The following is an 18,400-nucleotide window of genomic DNA, read 5'->3' as shown; positions in this document are numbered from 1 at the left end:
GACGACGCCGCGGACGGGGTGGGGCCGGGCGGGTCGATCGGTGGGTCGATCGGTGGGTCGAATGGATTGAATGGCGGGGCGCCGAACGGGGAACTCGACCGGTATCACGTGGCGATCCTGGCCGAACTGCAGCGCGAGGCGCGGTTGTCCAACGCCGAATTGGCGGCGCGCATCGGGTTGTCGCCGGCGCCGACGTGGCGGCGGGTGCGGTGGCTGGAGGAGCAGGGCTTCATCACCGGCTACCGCGCGGAGATCGACCGCCGCCGGCTGGGCCTGGGCGTGCTCGCGTTCGTGCGGGTGGACGCGGACCGCAACAACGGCGCCGCGACGAAGGAGCTGGAGGAGGCGATCCGGCAGCTGCCGGAGGTGATCGCCTGCCACTACATCAGCGGCGCGGGCACCTTCGAGCTCGAGGTCATGGCGACCGACCTGGATGCGTTCAGCCGGTTCTCGATCGACACGCTGCTGAACCTGCCGAACGTGAAAGATATCCACACGAGTTTCTCGCTCGGTGAAGTAAAGGCCGGCGGCGCATTACCGCTCGGGCATTTGAAACCGAAGGGATGAGCGACGGCGGAGAAACTTCCGGCATATCTGTCCACTTTACTTCCGGTGAATGGGAAATGCGGTCGTCGAATACTCGACGACCGCCGGGTGGTTTCTAGCCACGTTTCTCAAACCCGCCTGCCGTCCAGGCGATCAGGCTGAGCAAGAGGGCCGTGCAGAAAACCGTCAACGCCCAGGAGGGTAGTGTGGGCCAATCTCCGAACAAACCGCGTTGGACGACCGGTTGGAGGATGGCGATCAGGCTCACCGACCTGACCAGCCAACGCGGCGACAGCGTCGTCGCGGAAACTGGCTTGTCGGCCACGATGTGCTTCACTGCTGCGCGTGGGAGATTTGGCGCTCGGAGCTGAGGCCGCCGCTGAACAGCCCGCCGCCGATGAAGCCGCCGATGCCGCCCGCGATGAACCCGACGCCGAAACCAAATGCCGCGCCGGGGCCCAGCACCGCGCCGGTGATTCCCCCGGCGATGCCGGTCCCGACCGCACCGGCCCAGGCCCCTTGGACGGCCGCTTGCGTGTCCCAGCCGCCGGCCACGCTGTCGATTTCCTCCGCAGACAGTTCGCGGAATCCGGCTTGGGAGAGTTCCATCGTCAACATATGCGTTCTCCTATGAATCCTGTCGATATTGAAGGCCGCCGGGATGGCGGCGCCAGGAGCGACCCCTTCGTATTTCTCGAGTCGCGGAGCAACGCTAAATGCCGATGGATATCGCTGGAACTAGGGGAAATTCCATCATGAATATCGGTTAACTGAAATCAGTGGGACTTCCTCCGCATGCTCGCTGCGGCCCGGTGAAAACAAGTCGGTCGGGCATTCGAGCCCGGCGCTGGTCAATATTAAGTGGCTGAAACTCGTCAGGCGCCGGCAACGTCCGCTGTACCGGTCGGCATCGCAAGTCCCTGTACCGGGCCGCCGCGCGGGCCCGCTGGCATAGTCGGCGGTCCCCCCGCTCGCCCTGGCCGCCATGACGCTCCCGCTCCGCCATTTCCTGCTCGCGCTGACCGTGGTCGCCATCTGGGGAAGCAACTTCGTCGTGATCCGCTGGGGCCTGAACGCGTTCCCGCCGCTGCTGTTCGCCGCGCTGCGATTCACGCTGGCAACCTTGCCGGCCATCCTCTTCCTGCCGCGGCCCAAGGTGGGCTGGCGCAACCTCGCCGCGTATGGCGCCTTGGTCGGCGTCGGGCAGTTCGGCCTGCTCTACCTGGCGATGCGCTCGCAGATCTCGCCCGGGCTCGCCTCGCTGGTCATCCAGACCCAGGTCTTCTTCACCCTGCTGCTGGCCATGCGCCTGAGCGGCGAACGCGTCCAGGGCTTCCAGTGGCTCGCGCTGGCCATGGCCGCGGCCGGCATCGGCGTCATCGCGTCGCACACCGACGGCACCACCACCGTGCTCGGCCTGGCGATGGTGCTGCTGGCGGCCTTCAGCTGGTCCAGCGGCAACATCGTCGGCAAGCGCGCCGGCTCCGTGAACATGCTCGCCTACGTGGTCTGGAGCAGCGCCTTCGCCGCGCCGCCGCTGTTCGCGCTCTCCTTCGTCGTCGAAGGCCCGGCCCGCATGGGCGAGGCGCTCCAGCACGCCGGCCTCGGCGCCTGGGCCGCCGTGCTCTGGCAGGCGGTCGGGAACACGCTGTTCGGGTACGGCGCCTGGAGCTGGCTGCTCTCGCGCCATCCCGCCGCGACCATCGTCCCGATGGCGCTGCTGGTCCCGGTCTTCGGCATGAGCTGCTCCGCGCTGCTGCTGGGCGAAGGCCTGCCGCCCTGGAAGTTGATGGCCGCGGCGCTGGTGATGAGCGGCCTGGCGGTGAACCTGCTGTGGCCGCGGATGCGCGGCGCGCTGCGCGCCGCATGACTGCCGCGGCCGCGGCGGCTGCGCGTGTCGCCGCCGCGCTCGTGCTGGCCTCGTCCACGGCGCTCGCCCAGTTCGTGCCGCCGGACACCGGCAAGACGCCGGCCGCACCCTCGGTGCGCGACCAGGAAATCGCGGAATGCCGCCCCGGCGAGCTTCAGACCTGGGGCGATGGGCGCGATCACCCGATCGCCGCGCGCACGCTGCGCTTCGCCTATCGGCACGACAACGCGCCGCCATGGTTCAGCGAGGCGCAGGTGATGGCGCTCGTGACGCGCTCGGCCCAGGCCTGGTCCGCCTGCGGGCTCAAGCTCGCCGTCATCGCGGTGCCGCGCGGCCAGGCGCCGCCGGAGGACGCCATCCAGATCCTGTGGAGCGACGTCGGCAGCCGCGGCCAGTTCGCGTTGGCCAACGTGGGCGCGCGCAGCCTGTCGATCGGGCCGGCCCTGTTCGCGCTGCTGCGCGAGCGCAACCCCAGACACCCGGCGGCGCAGACGCTGCAGATGGTGCTGTCGCACGAGATGGGGCACTTCCTCGGCCTGATGGCGCATTCGAAACGCTGCGTCGACACGATGTCCTACTACGACAACGGCAAGGGCGAACGCTGCGCGCTGCGCGACCCGAAGGCCTGGGGCAGCGTCGTCGAGTACCGCTCGGCGCTGCCCACCGCCTGCGACATCGAGCGCTGCCGCGCGCTCAACCGCTGAGCCCTCGCGGAGACCGGGCCGCGCCGCATGGGGGCCCCGGCCGCGACGGCCGACGGCGTATGCTGCCGCGATGAACCCGACACGCCGCTTCGTCCTTTCCGCCGCGTCTCGCGTCGCGCTCCCCGCCGCGCTGCTCGGCGCCAGCGCCGCCCTGATGGCGCCCGCCCACGCGCAGGGCCCGAAGCAGAACCTGCAGGTCGAGCTGCGCTGGGTCGAATCGGAGCTCAGCGGCGCCACCGTCGCCGGCCTGCGCGATGGCAGCACCGTCGTGAGCACCGGCGGCAGCGTCTCCGCGCGCGGCGGCGTGACGCTCTCCACCGAGAACCGCGAGCAGCGCCAGCAACTTTTCCCGCGCCTGCTGGTGCTCAACGGTGCGCAGGCCTCGTTCACGATGACCGAATCGACGCCGATCCAGTGGGTCGACGTCGCGCTGGACCGCCAGCAGGGCGAGCGCGATCGCGTGGTGGTGGTGCCGCGCCAGGGGCTGGCCGAGCGGGTGCGCGGCATCGTCGTGCGGCCCAACTGGCCGGGCGGCCGCAATCCGGTGAACGTCGAAGTCCGGGCGTCGGACCAGGCGCAGATGCCATCCGGCGGTGCCTACGGGACCTCGCTGCCCGACGCCCAGCAGCGGCCCAGCACCGACGTGCTCAGCACCGTCCAGGCGCCGTTGGGGATCTGGGTCACCATCGCCCGCACCGGCAGCGTGACCTCGAGCGCCAGCCGCAACGTGTACAGCACGCGCGACGCCGAGGTGCAGAAACTGCGGGAACTGCAACTGCGGGTGGATGTCGCGCCGTAACGAAAGTGGCTCCATAACGGTCTTTTCGAACCGCGATTCTCGGCAAATTGGTATTTGACTGGTGTTGATATTCCCGGTGATCGGCTAAGCTCCGGCGTCCATTGGAGACCCGCATGCCCGCTCGAGTCCTGTCCCACCTGCCCACCCCATTGACCGCGGCGATTGCTTCGCTCGGCGCCATCGCCGCCTCGGCCGCCATCGCCGCGACGCCCGCGCCCGGCGCGGCGGCCGGCACCGCGCCCGAGGTCGCAGCCGGGGCCGCGGGCTACCCGCTCTTCGGCGGCAAGCCGGTGGCGTTCGAGCGCACCGGCAACAAGGTGGTCGGAATCTATGTCCCGAACTGGGAGCCGGTCGAGCTGATCGAGCGCGTGCCGCCGCAGAACCTGACCCATGTGCTCTACGCCTTCCTGCGCCTGTGCGGCCCCGGCCAGTTGGAGAAGGACGCCGCCAAGTGCGTGGGCAGGCAGGACTTCGAGATCGGCACCGGACCGGTCGACGCGCGCTTCGATGCCGCCTTCCAGCGCTACAAGCAGCGGGCGCCGCACCTGAAGATCGTCGCGTCGATCGGCGGCTGGGGCGGCTCGGATCCGATCTTCCATCTCGCGGGCGATCCTGCCCGGCGCGCCGTCTTCGCGGCCTCGGCGCAGCGCTTCCTGCGCGAGCATCCGTCCTTCGACGGCATCGACATCGACTGGGAGCATCCCGGCAACAACGGCGCGGCCAACGGCGTGCAGCTCGGCAGCTCGCGCGACGGCCAGTCCTACGCCGAGCTGATGGCCGACCTGCGCCGGGCGCTGGACGTGCTGACCGCTGAGACCGGCCGTCCCTACCTGTTGACCACGGCGGTCAATCCGATGGACTCGATCGTCGGCAAGATCAATTTCAAGGACGCCGCCAAGCCGCTCGACCTCGTCTTCATGATGAGCTACGACTTCTACGGCATGTGGTCGCCGGTGGCCGGCCATCACACCGCGCTGCGGTCCTCGTCGGCGCAGGCGGACGACAGCCTGGAGCGCGCCGTGCGCAACCTGGAGACCGCGGGCGTGCCGCGCTCCAAGCTGGTGGCCGGCGTGGCGATGTACGGCCGCGGCTTCACCGGTGTCGGCCAGACCCGGGCCGGCGCGGCCAAGACCGGCGCCTATCCGGGCGCCGAAGGCGCGCAGGGCTATCGCGAGATCGCCGGGCGCATCCTGGACGCGAAGGGTCAGGGCCGCGCGGGCTACCAGTCCGCCTGGGACCCGGTGACGCAGTCGTGGTCGCTGTACCACCCGAAGCTGAAGCTCTGGATGGGCTACGACGATCCGCGGGCGGTGCTGGCCAAGGGCCGCTTCGCGCGGGAGCTCGGCCTGGCGGGCGTCTTCGCCTGGGAGCTGAGCCAGGACAACGGCGACCTGCTCAATGCGATGAACCGCGGTGTCGGCAACCTGCCGCTGACCGGCGCCGCGGCGCAGGAGCCGGCGGCCCGGGCCGCGACGGCGGCGCAGAAAGAACCGCGTCGGTAACTCGCGGCCCGTGCGCCGGGCCTACGATCGCGCCATGACCGCACCGACCTCCCTCGACCTGCCGGCGGCGAGCGCCGCTCCCGCGCGCCTGCGCATCGCCCTGATCGCCCACGATGGCAAGAAGGACGAGATGGTGATGCTCGCCACCGAATTCGCCGACTTCCTCGGCGGCTGCGAGCTGGTCGCGACCGGCACGACCGGTGCGCGCCTGACGGCCGAGGTGGGCCTGGTGGTCGAGCGCATGCTGTCCGGTCCGCATGGCGGCGACCTGCAGATCGGCGCGCGGCTGGCGGTGGGGCAGATCGACGCGGTGGTGTTCCTGCGCGATCCGATGACGCCGCAGCCGCATGAACCCGACATCAACGCGCTGGTCCGGGCCTGCGACGTGCACGACGTCGCCTGCGCCACCAACGTGGCCAGCGGCCGGCTGATGCTGCGGTCGCTGCAGGTGCTGGGCGCCGCGGGCGGCGGGCGGGAGTAGAGTCGTCCGCCGAAGCCGGCGACCCGTCGCTCGCCGGCCGACGACAAGGAGACTCCGATGCAACGACGTTCCCTGGTCGCCGCGGCGACCGCGATGCCGGCGCTGTTGCCGCTGATGGCGCTGCCGTCGCGCGGCCGCGCGCAGACGCTGGCGGCCGAGCAGCAGTGGTTCATCTTCCTGGAGACCGGCCGGCCGGTGCCGGAGGACAAGGCCGCGGTCGCGGCGATGCAGGCCGGGCACCTCGAGAACTTCAAGCGGCTCTTCGCCGACGGCAAGCTGTTCGCGGCCGGCCCGATGCGCGACCCGGCGCGGGTCAAGCGCGGCATCGTCGTGGTGCAGGCGCCCAACCGCCAGGTGCTGATGAGCTACTTCCAGCCCGACGAGTATGTCCGCGAGGGCTACATGACGGTCAACGCGCAGCCGGCGAAGGTCCACCAGGCGCTGAACCACACCGGCATCGATCCCAATGGCATCGAGGAGCACCGCATCGTGCTGTTCAGCCGCGCGGAGGAGAAGGACCGGGAGGCGGTGCCGGTGTTCCTCCAGCGCGCGCTCGACGAGGGCGTCATCGGCGCCTGGTACTCGCTGGAGGACGGCCCGGTCGGCGAAGTCGTCTTCATGCGCGGCACCGACGAGACGGCGCTGCGCAAGACCATGGCCGAGTATCCGGGGCTCTCCGACCAGCGCGTCACGATGAAGATCTGGGCGCAGTGGCTGGGGAAGGGCGTGCTGCGCTGAGCCGCCGGGCGCCTACCGCGCCAGCGGCAGCGGATAACTCGCCAGGCTCGCGTGGCCGGACCGGGACACCGCCTGCACGCCGAAGATCAGGTTGTCCTTGGACAGCGGCAGCGTGACCGTCGTGACCTTGCCGACATCCTTGGCGCCCTCCCAGGCCTGCGACTCGCTGCGGCGCCAGATGACGCGGTAACCGGCCAGCTCCGGATCGGTGCTGGCGGTCCACAGCAGCGTCGTGTCGTTGGTCAGCTCGCGCGCGTCGATGCGCGCGCCCTTGACCGGCGCAGGCGCCCACGCCAGCGTCGCCAGGCCGGCGAGGTTGATCCGCGCCACATCGGCCACGTAGGCGAAGTCGACGAATTCCGGCAGGTCGCCGTAGACCACCCCCTGCTCGGTGCGCAGGTTCTGGTGCTGGTGGCGGAAATCCTCGAAGGGCTCGGAGAAACGGACCGCCGCGTAGCCGCGCTCCAGGAAGGGCAGGTGGTCGCCGCCGCGCAGGTAGCGGTCCCGGCGCTGGATCAGGTCGATGCGGAAGCCGGGCAGGTAGCGCTCGCCCTCGGCCTTGAGGTGGCGGCCGAACTGCTGCGTCGGCAGGTCCTCGCCGCCGCCGGCCATCGCCAGCGGCTGCAGCTGCTCGCGAATCGCCGCGTTGGTCTTGACCTCGTCCTCGTTGGCGGGGCTGTTGGCGTTCGCGTTCACCAGCAGGCGCAGCAAGGGATCGAAACCATCCGCGAACAGGCGCAGCCGCTTGGGATCGTGCTCGCCCTTGTCGCCGCGCGAGCTGCCGATGATGTCGTTGGTGATCATGCCTTCGACGTTCAGGCCCTGCGCCCGGGCCCGCCGCGCCCAGTGCCGCGCGCCGAGCAGGCCCTGCTCCTCGCCGGGCACCGCCATGAACACGAGCGTCGCGTCGAAACGCTGCTTCGCCGCGGCGCAGGCCATCTCCATGACGGCCGCGGTGCCGGAGGCATCGTCGTTGGCGCCCGGCGCCTCGCCCTGCGCATCCATGACGTCGCTGTTGCGCGAGTCGTAATGGCCGCTGACGACCAGCACCCGCTCGCGCGGTGTGCCGGCCGACGCGCCGGGCAGCGTGGCCACGACGTTCACCAGCTCGGTGGGCGCCGACAGCCGGTTGCCGGCCGGCTCGATGAAGGCGTCCATCGTGACCTGCAGCCGGCCGCCGGCCTTCGCGCTGCAGTCCTTGAGCTGGCGCTCTATCCAGCGCCGCGCCGCGCCGATGCCGCGCGTGTCGCTGGTCGTGTCCGACGCCGTGTGGCGCGTGCCGAAGCCGGCGAGCTTGCGGATCGTCTGTTCGATGCGCTCGGCGGAGATGTCCGCGAGCATCGGCGCCACGCGCGGATCGGGCGGCGGCGGGGCGGTCTCCGAGACGGCGCGCGCCGTGGCCGTCGCCGGTCCGGACGCCGGCGTGGTCTGCGCGGCGGCGGACGCGGCGATCAGGGCACCGGCGGCGACGAGGGAGACCGGGCGAATCAGAAGAAGAGGACGGCGCATGGGCGATGGCGTTGGGGTGAGGGGACCGGCGGGCGCCAGGGCCGAGGCCTGGCGGACGGGGATGGGTCAGGCGAGGTGCCGCTTGAGGAAGTCCAGCGTGCGCGACCAGGCCAGTTCGGCCGCCGCCTCGTCGTAGACCTCGGGGCGCGTCTTGTTGAAGAACGCGTGGTCGGCGACGTAGCGGTGGATGACGGGCTGTCGGCCGGCGGCCTGCATGCGCGCCTCGAGCGCATCGACCTTCTCCGGCGTGCACCAGTCGTCGCGGGTCGCGAAGTGGCCGAGGAAGGGCGCCTCGATCTGCGCCGGATCGGCGAACTCGGTGGGCGGGATGCCGTAGAAGCAGACCGCCGCCTGCAGGTCCTTGACATGCACGCCGGCCGCGATCGTCAGCGCGCCGCCCATGCAGAAGCCCATCACGCCGACTTCGCCGCAGCCCAGGTGTTCGCGCAGGTGGTCCAGCGCGCCCTGCAGGTCCTGCGTCGTGGCGTCGGCGAAGTCCAGGCCGTTCATCATGTGGCTGGCCTCGTCGGCATCCGCGGCCAGGCGGCCGCGGTAGAGGTCGGGCGCGAGCGTCGTGATGCCGGCGGAGGCCAGGCGCTCGGCGATGTCCTTGATGTGGGGCTTGAGCCCCCACCACTCCTGGATGAGGATCATGCCCGGCGCGCCGTCGCCGGCGCTGGCCAGGTAGCCGGCGGTGCGTCCGCCGTCGGGGCGGTCGAATTCGATCATCTGTCCCATGTGGAACTCCCAGTGCAAGAACGGAGGATGGAAGGAAGAATCGACGCCCTCGAAGAACACCACGAGCGATCCCTGCGGGCGGTCGCATCCTGAGGGAGGACCCTGTGAGTCTGCACGAGCAGTTGTACCAATGGACGGCCCGCCAGGGCCTGGATGCGGCCAGCGCACGCCGCTTGCGGGCGCTCAGCGGCCTCGATGATCCGCCACGCGACCTGTGGACGCCGCTGCGCCTGGGCGCGGGCGCGCTGGCGGCGGGGTTGATCGGCTTCGGGCTGATCCTGTGGGTGGCGGCGAACTGGGACGACTTCGGCCGCGCGATGCGTTTCGGGCTGCTCGAGGCGGTGACGGCGATCAGCCTGGTCGCGGCGGCGCTGCTGGCGGCCTGGCGGGCGCCGCTGGCGCTGGTGGCCTTCCTGACGCTGGGCGGCCTGCTGGCCTACTTCGGCCAGACCTACCAGACCGGCGCGGACACCTACCAGCTGTTCGCGCTGTGGGCCGCGCTCGGACTCCCGATCGCATGGGCGGCGCGCTCGGACCTGGTGTGGACGCCCTGGGCGCTGGTCGTCGCCACCGGGATCGGGCTCGGGATGGAAACCTTCGGCGGGCACGGCTGGCGTTTCGACGGCTCGACGGTGCCAGTGCATGCGCTGGGCTTCGTCGCCTACGGCGCGCTGTGCGCGGGGCTGGCGCTGCGGCCGTCGGCGGCGTCCCAGCCCTGGGCCTGGCGGCTGGCGGTGCTGGCCTCGGTGATCGCGGTCTCGGCGACCGCGCTGGGCGGGCTCTTCGCGCGGCATGTCGCGCCGCAGTATTTCCTCGGCCTGGGCGTGATGGGCATCGGGCTGGTGCTGGCCTGGCGCCGCGCCGAGGTCTATGCGCTCAGCGCGCTGGCGCTCGCGGTGGACACGTTGCTGGTGGCGGGGCTGGCCCGCCTGGTCTACGACGCCAAGGGCGACCTCGGCGGCCTGTTCCTGATCGGCCTGGTCGCCTGCGGCCTGCTGGCCGTCAGCGTGAGCCTGATCATGCGGCGCGTGCGCGCCGTGGAGGTCCGGGCATGAGCGACCAGGACTGGATCGAACGCGCCCGGGTCGAAGGCCTGGCGCCCGCCGCCGATGCGCAGGTGCCGCGGCCCTGGCCGGTCGTGCTGCTGACCGCGCTGGGCGCCTGGCTGGCGGTACCGCCGTTCCTGCTGCTGTTCGCGACGCTGTTCGGCGGCGACTGGGACCAGGGGCCGATGCCGTATGTCGAGGGCATCGCGCTGGTCGCGCTGGCGGTGGTGCTGCTGCGCAAGCCCTCGACGCCGCTGTTCCTGGAGCAGGCCGCGGTGCCGCTCCTGCCCACCGGCCTGGCCTGCCTGGGCTACGGGCTCGTGCGCGACCTGTCCCGGGCCGATGCCGCCTGGGTCGGGCTGCTCATCGGCGCCGGGCTGATCGCGCTGCTGAAGCAGGGATGGCTGCGGTCGCTGCTGGGCATCGGCATGGCGATGCTGGCGGGCTTCCTGGGGCATCTGGCGCTGGAGGGCGTCGCGCCGCGTGACTGGTATGAGCGCGGGGGCGGGCTGTCGCTCGCCGCGGCCGCACTGCTGCTGGCCGAGGGGCTGCTGCTGATGCTGCTGCAGCGGCGCCTGGGCCGGGAGGCGCGCACGGCGGGCGCGGCGGCGGCGCTCGAGCCGGCGCTGGGCGGCTGGTGGGTCAGCGTGCTGGCGATCCACGCCGTCGCGGCGGGCTGGTCCTTCGTCGCGGCGGGGCCGATGGGGGGCGGCGTGCTCATGCAGGGGATGGCGGAGGTGCTGACGCCGTCGCACCGGGTGCTGATCGGAGCGAGCCGGGCGCTGGCGGTGCTGCTGACGCTCGCGGGCGCGTTCTGGCTGCTGCGCCGCTGGCGTCCGGCCGGCGCGATCCGCCTGCTGCCGCCGCTGGTCGTGCTGGCGGCGCTGGCCGCGCTCATGCCGGCGCTGGGCGGCATCCTGCTGCTGCTGGCGCTGATGGTCTCGACCCGTCGCTGGCGCCTGGCCATGCTCGCCGGCGTGGCGGCGGTGTGGGCGCTGGGCGCGCTGTATTACGAATGGCGCCTGCCGTTGGCGCACAAGTCGCTGGCGCTGGTGGTGGCCGGCGTGGCGCTGGCCGCCTGGGCGCGCTGGCTGGCCTGGCATCCGGCCGCGGGAGGCTCGACGACCGGGGCGTCGCGCGCCGTGCTGGCGATGCGCGGCGCGCCGGCGGTCCTGGTCGGTGCGGGCGTGCTGGTGCTCGTGGTGGTGAATCTCTCGATCGCGAGTCGCGAGCGGCTGATCGCGGAGGGCCGGCCGGTGTTCGTGAAGCTGGCGCCGGTGGATCCGCGTTCGCTGATGCAGGGCGATTTCATGCGGCTCAGCTACGAGCTGCCGGGTGTCGACTGGCGCAGCCGCCTCGACCGCGAGGTGCCGCTGCTCTGGGGCGAGCGGCCGCGGATCGCGGTGATGGTCGACGTGCGCGGGATCGCGCACTCGCCGCGCCTGCTCGCGCCGGGCGAGGCGCCACCCGCCGGCAGCCAGTTGCTCGAGTTGACGCCCAAGGGCGGCGGCTGGACCTTCGTGTCCGATGCCTGGTTCTTCCGCGAGGGCGAGGCCCGGCGCTGGGAGCCCGCCCGGTATGGCGAGTTCCGCGTGACGCCCGAAGGCAAGGGCTTGCTGGTGGGGGTGGTCGGCGAGGACTTGAAGCCGTTGTGAGGGATCAAGCGACGGATCAAGCGACGGATCAAGCGACGGATCCGTCGACGGTGGCGTCGGTGTCGCCCTCCGACTCGGGTCCCCACCCGTCGATGGCGATGTAGTAGCGGGTCGAGCGTCCCGCGCCGACGCGGCGCAGGAAGCCGAGTTCCTCGAGCTGCTGCAGTTCGCGCGAGGCAGTGGCGCGGGACGTCGCGCCGATGCTTTCGTACTTGCGGGTGCTCATGCCGCCGGTGAAGCCGCCGGGGCCGGCGTCCAGGAGCACGTTCACAACCTTGCGCTGCCGCGACGTCAGGTTCGCAGCCCGATGCTGCGTCCAGAAGCGCGACTTGGCGAGCGTCAGATCGATGACCTTGCCGGCGTCGATGCAGGATTCGCGGACCTGCTGCAGGAACCACACCACCCATCGCGTGACATCGACCGTGCGGGACTCCTGCAGTTGCTCGTAGTAGGTCTCCCTGACCTTCAGCAACTGCTGGGACATCCGGATCATGCGGCTCGAGGGGCCCATCTCACGGGCGAGTACGAGGTCGATGATGGAGCGGCCGACACGGCCATTGCCGTCTTCGAAGGGATGGATGCTTTCGAACCAAAGGTGCGCCATCGCGGCCACCACCAGTGGATCCCGGCCAAGCGTGCCGTTGAACCAGCGCAGGAACAGTTCCATCTCTGCCGGCACTTGCCGGGATGGCGGCGCTTCATAGTGCACCTTCTCGCGTCCTTGCGGACCGCTCACGATCTGCATCGGTTCCTCATGGGCCCGGTAGGCGCCAACGGTGATCCGTCGCAGGCCCGATCGGCCGTCGGGGAACATCGAGGCCTGCCAGGCGCAAAGGCGTTCATGGGTCAGCGGGTCGGCACTGCGTCCGACAGCGTCCTCCATGACGTCGAGCAGTCCCTCGACATCCCGCGGCACATGGGGACCACGCCCTTGCGCCATGCCGAGCCGTCGTGCGACGGACGAGCCTACCGAAGCCGGGTCGTAGCGCTCGCCCTCGATCGCGGCGGTGGCGATTGCGTTCTGGCTCCAGGCCTCGGCTTCGAGCGGTACCCGATCCTGGAAGCCGATCGCGGCCAGCTGGCCTTCGACAAAGCCTTGCGCGCGCCGCGCCAGCGCCAGTGCATCCGCCACGGGATCGAGGTCGAAATGCAGGTGCGGCCAGGCAGGGTCTTGCCAGATGAGCGGAAGGTCGTAGGCCATGAATCAGCGCCTCAATCGACTTGTTGGAAGAGGCGATTATCTGGCGCTACCGCAGAAGTGGACGCAATCGCCTCGCCCGGTGAGTCGATTTGGTCAAGGAATCGCCTCACCGCCCGCCGCTCACTCCCCTCGCAAGCCTTCCGGCTCGCCGCCATCGATCATCAGGTCGATGAGTTCGCGCAGGAAAGCGAGGGCCTCCTCGGCGGTGGCAAAGTAATACTCGCCGCCCAGGTCGGCGGCGTCGCCGTCGGGCCCGACGTGGACGACGGACCATCCCTCCGCGCCGCCGCCGATCGCGCAGATCCCGAAGCTGCCCGGCGCGAGGTCGCGCACGGAGCCGGCGGTCACGAAGATGTCCTTGCCCCGATGGGCGAAATAGCGTTTGAACACGAGGAGTTGGAATGAAGGCAATCTGGAACGGCGAAGTCATCGCCGAGAGCGACGACACCGTGGTGGTCGAGGGGAACCATTACTTCCCCGCGTCCGCGCTGAAGCGCGAGTTCACCACCTTCAGCAACCACCGCACGACCTGTCCCTGGAAAGGGCAGGCGCACTACTTTAGCCTGCTGGTCCACGGCGACATGAACCCGGACGCCGTCTGGTATTACCCGGAACCGTCCGAGGCGGCGGCCGAGATCAAGGACCGCGTCGCGTTCTGGAAGGGCGTCCAGGTCACCGAGTGATCCCGCCAGCTGCGACCGGCTGATCGGGCGCCCCCGCCCCGCCGACGAGCCGCGCGGCTCAGCGGTCGATCGCGGTTCCCGCAGCCCCGGTCGCCCCGGCGGCGCCGGCCATCGCGCCGGCCTCGCGGGGCCACAGCACCCACAGCCGCAGCGGCTGCTTCATCCGGCCCGCCTGGGTCTCGGCCAACTCGCCCCAGCCCCAGAAATAGTCGGCCCGCACGGCGCCGACGATGGCGGCGCCGGTGTCCTGCGCCATCACCAGCCGTCGCAGCGGCGTGGTCGACAGCGGCTCCGTCGTGTCCAGCCACACCGGCGTCCCGTAGGGGATGCTGGCCTTGTCCACCGCGATCGAGCGCCCCGGCGTCAGCGGCACGCCCTGGCCGCCGCGCGGGCCCACGGCCAGGTCCGGCAGGGGCTCCTCGCGGAAGAAGACGTAGCGCGGATTCGCCCACATCGCTTCCTTGAGCCGCTGCGGATTGCGCCGGCCCCAGTCCTTGATGCCCGGCCACGAGGCCTCGGTGGGCCGCAGCTCGCCTTGCGCGATCAGCCACTGGCCCATCGAGCGGTAGGGCTGCTCGTTGTGCCCGGCGAAGGACAGGCGCACCCAGCGGCTGCTCCCGTCGCGCTCGGTCACCCGCAGCCGGCCGCTGCCCTGGATCTGCATCACCAGCGCGTCCAGCGGGTCCTGCACCCAGGCCAGGCTCAGTCGCGCCAGCGCCGGGTTGCTCTCGATCTGCTGGCGCGTGTCGTAAGGCTTGCGCTGCGCCAGGTCCTGAGGCGGCGCCAGCAGCGGCACGCGGAACTCGCCCTGCGCCTGGCGGCGCGCGTCCAGTTCGGGCTCGTAGTAGCCGGTCACCAGGCCCTCGCGCTGGCCGTCGGGCGACTCGACACGGTAAGGCTGCAGCATCCGCATCAGCCACGCCGTCGCCTCGCGGTCGGCGCCGAGGCGGAAGGCGCGTGCCTGCGCGCAGACCCCGGTCCAGCCCGGCATCGGCTTCTCGCAGCCGCGCAGCAAGGCCGGCCACCATTCCAGCGCGCGGTCCTGGCCCCAGCCGGGCAGTTCATGCCATTCGGCCGCCACCCAGCGGGCGCGCTCGCGCTGCAGGACGCGGCGCCCGGTGCTGTCGTCCTCGCCGTTGAGCAGCTTCTCGGGGTCGACGGGCGCGCGCGCCACCGGTGCCGGTGCGGGCCTGGTGGCCGCGGTGGGGGCGACGGTCGTCGCTTTCGGGGAAGACCCCGGCTCGCGCACCGCGTGCTGCGGGCCGGCGCAGCCGGAGAGCGCGCCTAGAATCGCCAGCGCCGCGCTCCAGCGGCGAGTTCTGCAACGGATCGGACCACGAATCATGGGCGTGATTTTGCTGGAGGCGCTCGGCGCGCTCGCGCTGCTCGTCTTCATCGTCTGGTGGACGATGTTCTCCGGACGCAAGGGCGGCGAGCGGCCCGACGACCGCGACGCCGCCTGAGCGCCGCGCTCAGCCCTTGGGCGGCACCAGGAAGCTCAGCGGCTGACGGCGCATGCGCGCCCAGATCGCCGCGCGCACCCGCTTCTGGTCGGCCAGCCGGATCCCGCGTGAGCGCAGCGCCACCTTGAACGCCAGGAAGAAGCTGACGCCCACGTTCAGCACGCCGGTGCCCAGGATGCTGATCACGCAGAGCCAGAACGGCCAGTGCCGCAGCACGTCCCACCCGAGCGCCCCGGCCGCCGCGGCCAGCTGGCCAGTCGACAGCGTCACGTGCCTGACCTCGATCGGCAGGCCGAAGAAACCCAGCAGCGCCGGCACCAGTCCCAGCATCAGGCCCAGGCTGATGTTGGCGGTCAGGCCCGAGATGTTCTCGCGCCACCAGCCCGACCAGCGCTTGGCGCGGGTCGCGCCCAGCGTCGCGACGATGCGCGGGTTCCAGGCGATCGCGCTGTCCAGGCGATGGAAGACGAACCAGTTCTCGACCCAGCCCGCGATCAGGCTGGACGCGAACAGCAGCACCCCGGTGAAGGCCGCGAAGAACAGCGACGGCCCCAGCACGGTGAGCGAATGCAGCACGTGCTCCGCCTCGTGCGCGCCGACCAGCGGCTTGCCCAGGCTCAGCCACGCCGCCAGCTGCACCACCAGCACCATCGGCGCCGCGAGCGCCAGGTTGCCGATGATGCCGGCGGTCTGGGAGCGGAAGAGATGCGCGACCTCGTCCACGAAGGCCGATAGGCCGGCGTCGCTGTCGATGTGGCGCAGCTTGTCGGCCAGGGCCGGCGCTGTCATCGCGGGCTGCTTGGTCGCGACCGTCCAGTGCAGCAGCAGGATGAGCACGAAGCTCACCGCGTAGTTCACCCCCGCCCAGAAGCCGCCCCAGAAGGCCGACAGCCCGATCGCGGCGATCGCGAACTTCATGAAGGTCGTGCCCGCGATCACCAGCCCGCCGCCGCCGGCGCGGCGCAGCATGTCGCCGTACTCCTCGCGGTTGCGGGTGATGTAGTGCTCGCCGGTCTCCGCGCTGCGCTCCGCGACCTTGCGCGCCAGCAGCGAGTAATGCCGCGCGAACAGGGTGCGGATGCTGCGGCGCTCATGCACGACCGCCACCAGGTCGGCCACCAGCCGCAGCAGCTCGCGCTGCGGATGCTCGGCCAGCAGCACCGCGAGCAGTTCCTCGACGCGGCGCAGCCGCGCCTGCATCTGCTCGACGCCGAACATCAGGTCCACCGACACGCCGTGCTCTTCCAGGTGGTCCGGCACCGAGCGCACCGCCGCCCGGCATTCGTCCAGCAGCCCGCGCAGGTACTGCAGCCGGGCCGGCAGCCCGGCGTGGGCCGGATCGACCAGCGCCTGCTCGACCTGCTCCCAGGCGGTGGCCAGGTTGCGGAACGGCCGGCTGGCCAGCCGCTGCGGGTCCATGCGCACGCGCAGCGCGCCGGACAGGCCGGCCGAGCGCACCGCGCTCACCAGCACCGTGATGGCGGCGCGCATCTCCTCGCGCCAGTCGCCCTCAGGCGCGCCGGCGAAGAGCAGGCCCAGGCGCTCCAGCAGCTCGTCGTCGACGGCGTTGATCCACTGCTCGTCCTGCTCATGCGGGAACAGCAACTCGAACAGCTCGGCCAGTTCGCGCGTGTCGGCGCTCAGCGGCAGCAGCCGGCGGCGCAGGCGTCCGAGGAATTCATTCCACAGCGCCATGCGCGGCGCGAAGCCGACCTCGGCGAACAGGCCGATCGCGTCCACGTCGGCCCAGACGCTGGCGATCACCTCGGCGAAGGCCTTGGCATGGTCGGGATGGCGCTCCAGCATGCGTAGCAGGTAGCGCAGGCGGCGCACCGGCAGCGGCGCGGACGGCGCCGCCGGCGCGGCCGGGGCAGAGCCCTCGGCGGCCGCGGTGGTCGCCCGTTCGTCCTTCAGCGGCGCATGGCGCAGCCATTCGATCAATCGCACCAGCCAGAGGTTGCGCTCGGCCAGCGGTGCCTGCGGATGCGCCGCGTTGAGCAGCGCGGTGAGGTCCCAGCCCTGACGACGCAGCATCAATGCAGGGATCCGGAGTCGGCCAGCAGGAACTCGGGCACCTCGGCGTGGAAGACCTCGGCATGCTCGGTGACGCACAGGAAGCGGCCGCCCATCGTGCCGTGGCGGGTTCCGATCTGGGCCCAGGAGCTGTACTGGAAGCGCTCGCCCGGTTGCAGCAGCGGCTGATGGCCCACGACCGCCAGCCCGTGAACTTCCTGCACCTTGCCGTTGGCGTCGACGATGGTCCAGTGGCGGCCGATCAGCTGCGCGGTGACGTCGCCGCGGTTCTCGATGGTGATCGTGTAGCTGAACGCGAACTCGTTGCGCTCGGGGAAGGTCTGGTCGGCGAGCGGCTCGACGGCCACGCTGCAGTGGAAATGCGGATGTGCCATCGGCGGATTCTAGAGGCCGCCTCCGCTATGCTGGCTACCGCACACAGCAGTGGCAGTACCCGCTCGAACGGCTCCCCCCACGCGACCGGCGCGACCCGGCCATCTCCGTCATGGCAACCAGAGCAGGACCTCCCTCGGCCCCTTCCCGCCCCGACCGGCGCCATGCGCTGGCGCGCGGCTGTGCCCTCGCCGGTGCGGCCGCCGGGCTCGGCCTGGGAGGCTCGCCCGCCGGCGCCGCGCGTGATTCCGCCCGTGATGCCGCCCGCGACACCCCCACTGGTGAGGTGTCCCTCCCGACCGCCGCCAGCGCCTCCGGGCCGCTGCGCTTGCGCAGCGCGGCGCAGGCGGGCGCGCCGGCCAAGTACGGCTCCGGCGATCCGCGCCGCCCGGGGCTGTGCGGCGAGATCGTCGCCGCCGTGATGCGCATCGATCCCGGCCTGCGCATCGAGGGCCTGGACCAGGCCGTCCCGCTGCGCCGGCTCGAGCTGATGCTCAGCGCCGGCGAACTCGACGTGTTCTTCTGCCTGCTCAAGTCCGAGCACCGCCATCCGCTGATGCGCTACCTGCCGGTGCCGCTGTATCGGATCGCGCATGTGCTGGCGATGCGCTCCGACGACGAGCGCGTGCCGCGCAGCTGGGACGAGCTGCGCGCCTTCGCCCGCCGCCATCCGCTGCTGCTGGCGCAGGGCACCAAGCTGGCGTCGACGCTGCAGGTGGCCGACGTCGCCTTCCAGGACACCGCGCGCAGCGACCGCGAGGCGCTGCAGATGCTGGTCAAGGGCCGGACCGCCGCGGTCTATGGCCAGGACGTCAACCTGCGCGAGGCCGCGCGCGGCGCGGGACTGGAGGGCCAGGTCCGCATCGGCCCGCAGGTCTTCGAGGAGGAGACCCAGTACGCCGTCGTCTCGCGGCGGCTGCCGGAGCCAGTCGTCGAGCGCCTGACCGAGCGGCTGCGCCAGCTCAGCGCTTCCGGCGAGATCGCACGCCTGGCGGAACGCTACCGCTGAGCCGGGGCGTCGCGGCGGCGGCCGCCTTCCTACAATCGTCGACTTTCCCC

General features: G+C 71.3%; 19 protein-coding genes. 11 read left to right on the top strand and 8 right to left on the bottom strand.

Going from position 1 to position 18,400, the window contains the following annotated elements:
* Positions 1 to 36 precede the first annotated feature (36 nt).
* Entirely contained in the window at positions 37 to 567 is a 531-nt protein-coding gene (locus FHT38_RS20770; RefSeq protein ID WP_254783520.1) for an Lrp/AsnC family transcriptional regulator, read from the top strand.
* A 312-nt stretch (positions 568 to 879) separates the two neighbouring features.
* Here the strand turns inward: FHT38_RS20770 and FHT38_RS20765 are convergent, their stop codons facing one another.
* Entirely contained in the window at positions 880 to 1,164 is a 285-nt protein-coding gene (locus tag FHT38_RS20765) for a hypothetical protein (RefSeq protein ID WP_091728276.1), read from the bottom strand.
* A gap of 367 nt (positions 1,165 to 1,531) precedes the next feature.
* Between FHT38_RS20765 and FHT38_RS20760 the strand changes: the two genes are divergently transcribed.
* The 6 genes from FHT38_RS20760 (at position 1,532) to FHT38_RS20735 (ending at position 6,640) form a co-directional block, all read left to right on the top strand.
* A complete protein-coding gene (locus tag FHT38_RS20760; RefSeq protein ID WP_091728273.1) occupies positions 1,532 to 2,416 on the top strand; it encodes an EamA family transporter in 885 nt (294 codons plus the stop codon).
* Positions 2,413 to 3,120, top strand: a complete 708-nt coding sequence (locus tag FHT38_RS20755; protein WP_183493076.1) for a hypothetical protein — start codon at positions 2,413 to 2,415, stop codon at positions 3,118 to 3,120. Before FHT38_RS20760 ends, FHT38_RS20755 begins: the two co-directional genes overlap by 4 nt.
* A 70-nt stretch (positions 3,121 to 3,190) precedes the next feature.
* Complete coding sequence (locus tag FHT38_RS20750) at positions 3,191 to 3,919, top strand: hypothetical protein (RefSeq protein ID WP_183493075.1); 729 nt, start codon at positions 3,191 to 3,193, stop codon at positions 3,917 to 3,919.
* Positions 3,920 to 4,032: 113 nt separating this feature from the next.
* Positions 4,033 to 5,421 (top strand): glycoside hydrolase family 18 protein, encoded by a 1,389-nt coding sequence (locus FHT38_RS20745; RefSeq protein ID WP_183493074.1) that lies wholly within the window; start codon positions 4,033 to 4,035, stop codon positions 5,419 to 5,421.
* Between the two features lie 34 nt (positions 5,422 to 5,455).
* The gene (locus FHT38_RS20740; protein ID WP_147242320.1) at positions 5,456 to 5,902 is read left to right on the top strand and encodes a methylglyoxal synthase; all 447 of its coding nucleotides are present in this window, start codon (positions 5,456 to 5,458) and stop codon (positions 5,900 to 5,902) included.
* A 57-nt stretch (positions 5,903 to 5,959) separates the two neighbouring features.
* Entirely contained in the window at positions 5,960 to 6,640 is a 681-nt protein-coding gene (locus FHT38_RS20735) for a YciI family protein (protein WP_183493073.1), read from the top strand.
* A 12-nt stretch (positions 6,641 to 6,652) separates the two neighbouring features.
* On the opposite strand, the gene FHT38_RS20730 is transcribed toward FHT38_RS20735, so the two are convergent.
* Positions 6,653 to 8,149, bottom strand: coding sequence for a M28 family peptidase (locus tag FHT38_RS20730; protein WP_183493072.1), 1,497 nt, complete (start codon positions 8,147 to 8,149; stop codon positions 6,653 to 6,655).
* Between the two features lie 66 nt (positions 8,150 to 8,215).
* Positions 8,216 to 8,887, bottom strand: coding sequence for a dienelactone hydrolase family protein (locus tag FHT38_RS20725; RefSeq protein ID WP_091731663.1), 672 nt, complete (start codon positions 8,885 to 8,887; stop codon positions 8,216 to 8,218).
* A gap of 104 nt (positions 8,888 to 8,991) precedes the next feature.
* On the opposite strand from FHT38_RS20725, the gene FHT38_RS20720 reads away from it, so the two are divergent.
* Together FHT38_RS20720 and FHT38_RS20715 are read left to right on the top strand one after the other, a co-directional pair.
* Positions 8,992 to 9,942, top strand: coding sequence for a DUF2157 domain-containing protein (locus FHT38_RS20720; RefSeq protein WP_183493071.1), 951 nt, complete (start codon positions 8,992 to 8,994; stop codon positions 9,940 to 9,942).
* Positions 9,939 to 11,588: a GDYXXLXY domain-containing protein gene (locus FHT38_RS20715; protein WP_183493070.1), complete on the top strand. Its 1,650-nt coding sequence runs from the start codon at positions 9,939 to 9,941 to the stop codon at positions 11,586 to 11,588. Before FHT38_RS20720 ends, FHT38_RS20715 begins: the two co-directional genes overlap by 4 nt.
* A 28-nt stretch (positions 11,589 to 11,616) precedes the next feature.
* Here FHT38_RS20715 and FHT38_RS20710 read toward each other — a convergent pair whose 3' ends face one another.
* Together FHT38_RS20710 and FHT38_RS20705 are read right to left on the bottom strand one after the other, a co-directional pair.
* On the bottom strand, positions 11,617 to 12,789 hold the full coding sequence (locus FHT38_RS20710; protein WP_183493069.1) for a Fic family protein: 1,173 nt from the start codon (positions 12,787 to 12,789) through the stop codon (positions 11,617 to 11,619).
* Between the two features lie 120 nt (positions 12,790 to 12,909).
* Positions 12,910 to 13,137: a hypothetical protein gene (locus FHT38_RS20705; protein WP_175538362.1), complete on the bottom strand. Its 228-nt coding sequence runs from the start codon at positions 13,135 to 13,137 to the stop codon at positions 12,910 to 12,912.
* Between the two features lie 53 nt (positions 13,138 to 13,190).
* On the opposite strand from FHT38_RS20705, the gene FHT38_RS20700 reads away from it, so the two are divergent.
* Complete coding sequence (locus FHT38_RS20700; RefSeq protein WP_091728236.1) at positions 13,191 to 13,472, top strand: DUF427 domain-containing protein; 282 nt, start codon at positions 13,191 to 13,193, stop codon at positions 13,470 to 13,472.
* 58 nt (positions 13,473 to 13,530) lie between these two features.
* Here the strand turns inward: FHT38_RS20700 and FHT38_RS20695 are convergent, their stop codons facing one another.
* The 3 genes from FHT38_RS20695 to apaG form a co-directional block, all read right to left on the bottom strand.
* Positions 13,531 to 14,817, bottom strand: coding sequence for a murein transglycosylase A (locus FHT38_RS20695; RefSeq protein ID WP_255488875.1), 1,287 nt, complete (start codon positions 14,815 to 14,817; stop codon positions 13,531 to 13,533).
* A gap of 127 nt (positions 14,818 to 14,944) precedes the next feature.
* Positions 14,945 to 16,969, bottom strand: coding sequence for a site-specific recombinase (locus tag FHT38_RS20690; protein WP_183493067.1), 2,025 nt, complete (start codon positions 16,967 to 16,969; stop codon positions 14,945 to 14,947).
* The gene (gene apaG / locus FHT38_RS20685) at positions 16,969 to 17,343 is read right to left on the bottom strand and encodes a Co2+/Mg2+ efflux protein ApaG (RefSeq protein WP_091728220.1); all 375 of its coding nucleotides are present in this window, start codon (positions 17,341 to 17,343) and stop codon (positions 16,969 to 16,971) included. Before apaG ends, FHT38_RS20690 begins: the two co-directional genes overlap by 1 nt.
* Before the next feature lie 284 nt (positions 17,344 to 17,627).
* Here apaG and FHT38_RS20680 point away from each other — a divergent pair, with 284 nt between their 5' ends.
* The gene (locus FHT38_RS20680) at positions 17,628 to 18,350 is read left to right on the top strand and encodes an ABC transporter substrate-binding protein (protein WP_175538361.1); all 723 of its coding nucleotides are present in this window, start codon (positions 17,628 to 17,630) and stop codon (positions 18,348 to 18,350) included.
* The last annotated feature ends 50 nt before the right edge of the window (positions 18,351 to 18,400 follow it).

Source organism: Mitsuaria sp. BK041, from assembly GCF_014193085.1.
Taxonomy (GTDB): domain Bacteria; phylum Pseudomonadota; class Gammaproteobacteria; order Burkholderiales; family Burkholderiaceae_C; genus Roseateles.
This window is presented reverse-complemented; position numbering and strand designations above follow the sequence as displayed.

Excerpts from the sequence above, each read along its gene's own strand:
- FHT38_RS20715 (WP_183493070.1), top strand. The coding sequence starts at position 9,939 with ATGAGCGACCAGGACTGGATCGAACGCGCCCGGGTCGAAGGCCTGGCG.
- FHT38_RS20760 (WP_091728273.1), top strand. The coding sequence starts at position 1,532 with ATGACGCTCCCGCTCCGCCATTTCCTGCTCGCGCTGACCGTGGTCGCC.
- FHT38_RS20725 (WP_091731663.1), bottom strand. The coding sequence starts at position 8,887 with ATGGGACAGATGATCGAATTCGACCGCCCCGACGGCGGACGCACCGCC.
- FHT38_RS20690 (WP_183493067.1), bottom strand. The coding sequence starts at position 16,969 with ATGCTGCGTCGTCAGGGCTGGGACCTCACCGCGCTGCTCAACGCGGCG.
- FHT38_RS20735 (WP_183493073.1), top strand. The coding sequence starts at position 5,960 with ATGCAACGACGTTCCCTGGTCGCCGCGGCGACCGCGATGCCGGCGCTG.
- FHT38_RS20740 (WP_147242320.1), top strand. The coding sequence starts at position 5,456 with ATGACCGCACCGACCTCCCTCGACCTGCCGGCGGCGAGCGCCGCTCCC.
- apaG (WP_091728220.1), bottom strand. The coding sequence starts at position 17,343 with ATGGCACATCCGCATTTCCACTGCAGCGTGGCCGTCGAGCCGCTCGCC.
- FHT38_RS20750 (WP_183493075.1), top strand. The coding sequence starts at position 3,191 with ATGAACCCGACACGCCGCTTCGTCCTTTCCGCCGCGTCTCGCGTCGCG.
- FHT38_RS20755 (WP_183493076.1), top strand. The coding sequence starts at position 2,413 with ATGACTGCCGCGGCCGCGGCGGCTGCGCGTGTCGCCGCCGCGCTCGTG.
- FHT38_RS20745 (WP_183493074.1), top strand. The coding sequence starts at position 4,033 with ATGCCCGCTCGAGTCCTGTCCCACCTGCCCACCCCATTGACCGCGGCG.
- FHT38_RS20700 (WP_091728236.1), top strand. The coding sequence starts at position 13,191 with ATGAAGGCAATCTGGAACGGCGAAGTCATCGCCGAGAGCGACGACACC.
- FHT38_RS20765 (WP_091728276.1), bottom strand. The coding sequence starts at position 1,164 with ATGTTGACGATGGAACTCTCCCAAGCCGGATTCCGCGAACTGTCTGCG.
- FHT38_RS20730 (WP_183493072.1), bottom strand. The coding sequence starts at position 8,149 with ATGCGCCGTCCTCTTCTTCTGATTCGCCCGGTCTCCCTCGTCGCCGCC.
- FHT38_RS20710 (WP_183493069.1), bottom strand. The coding sequence starts at position 12,789 with ATGGCCTACGACCTTCCGCTCATCTGGCAAGACCCTGCCTGGCCGCAC.
- FHT38_RS20695 (WP_255488875.1), bottom strand. The coding sequence starts at position 14,817 with ATGATTCGTGGTCCGATCCGTTGCAGAACTCGCCGCTGGAGCGCGGCG.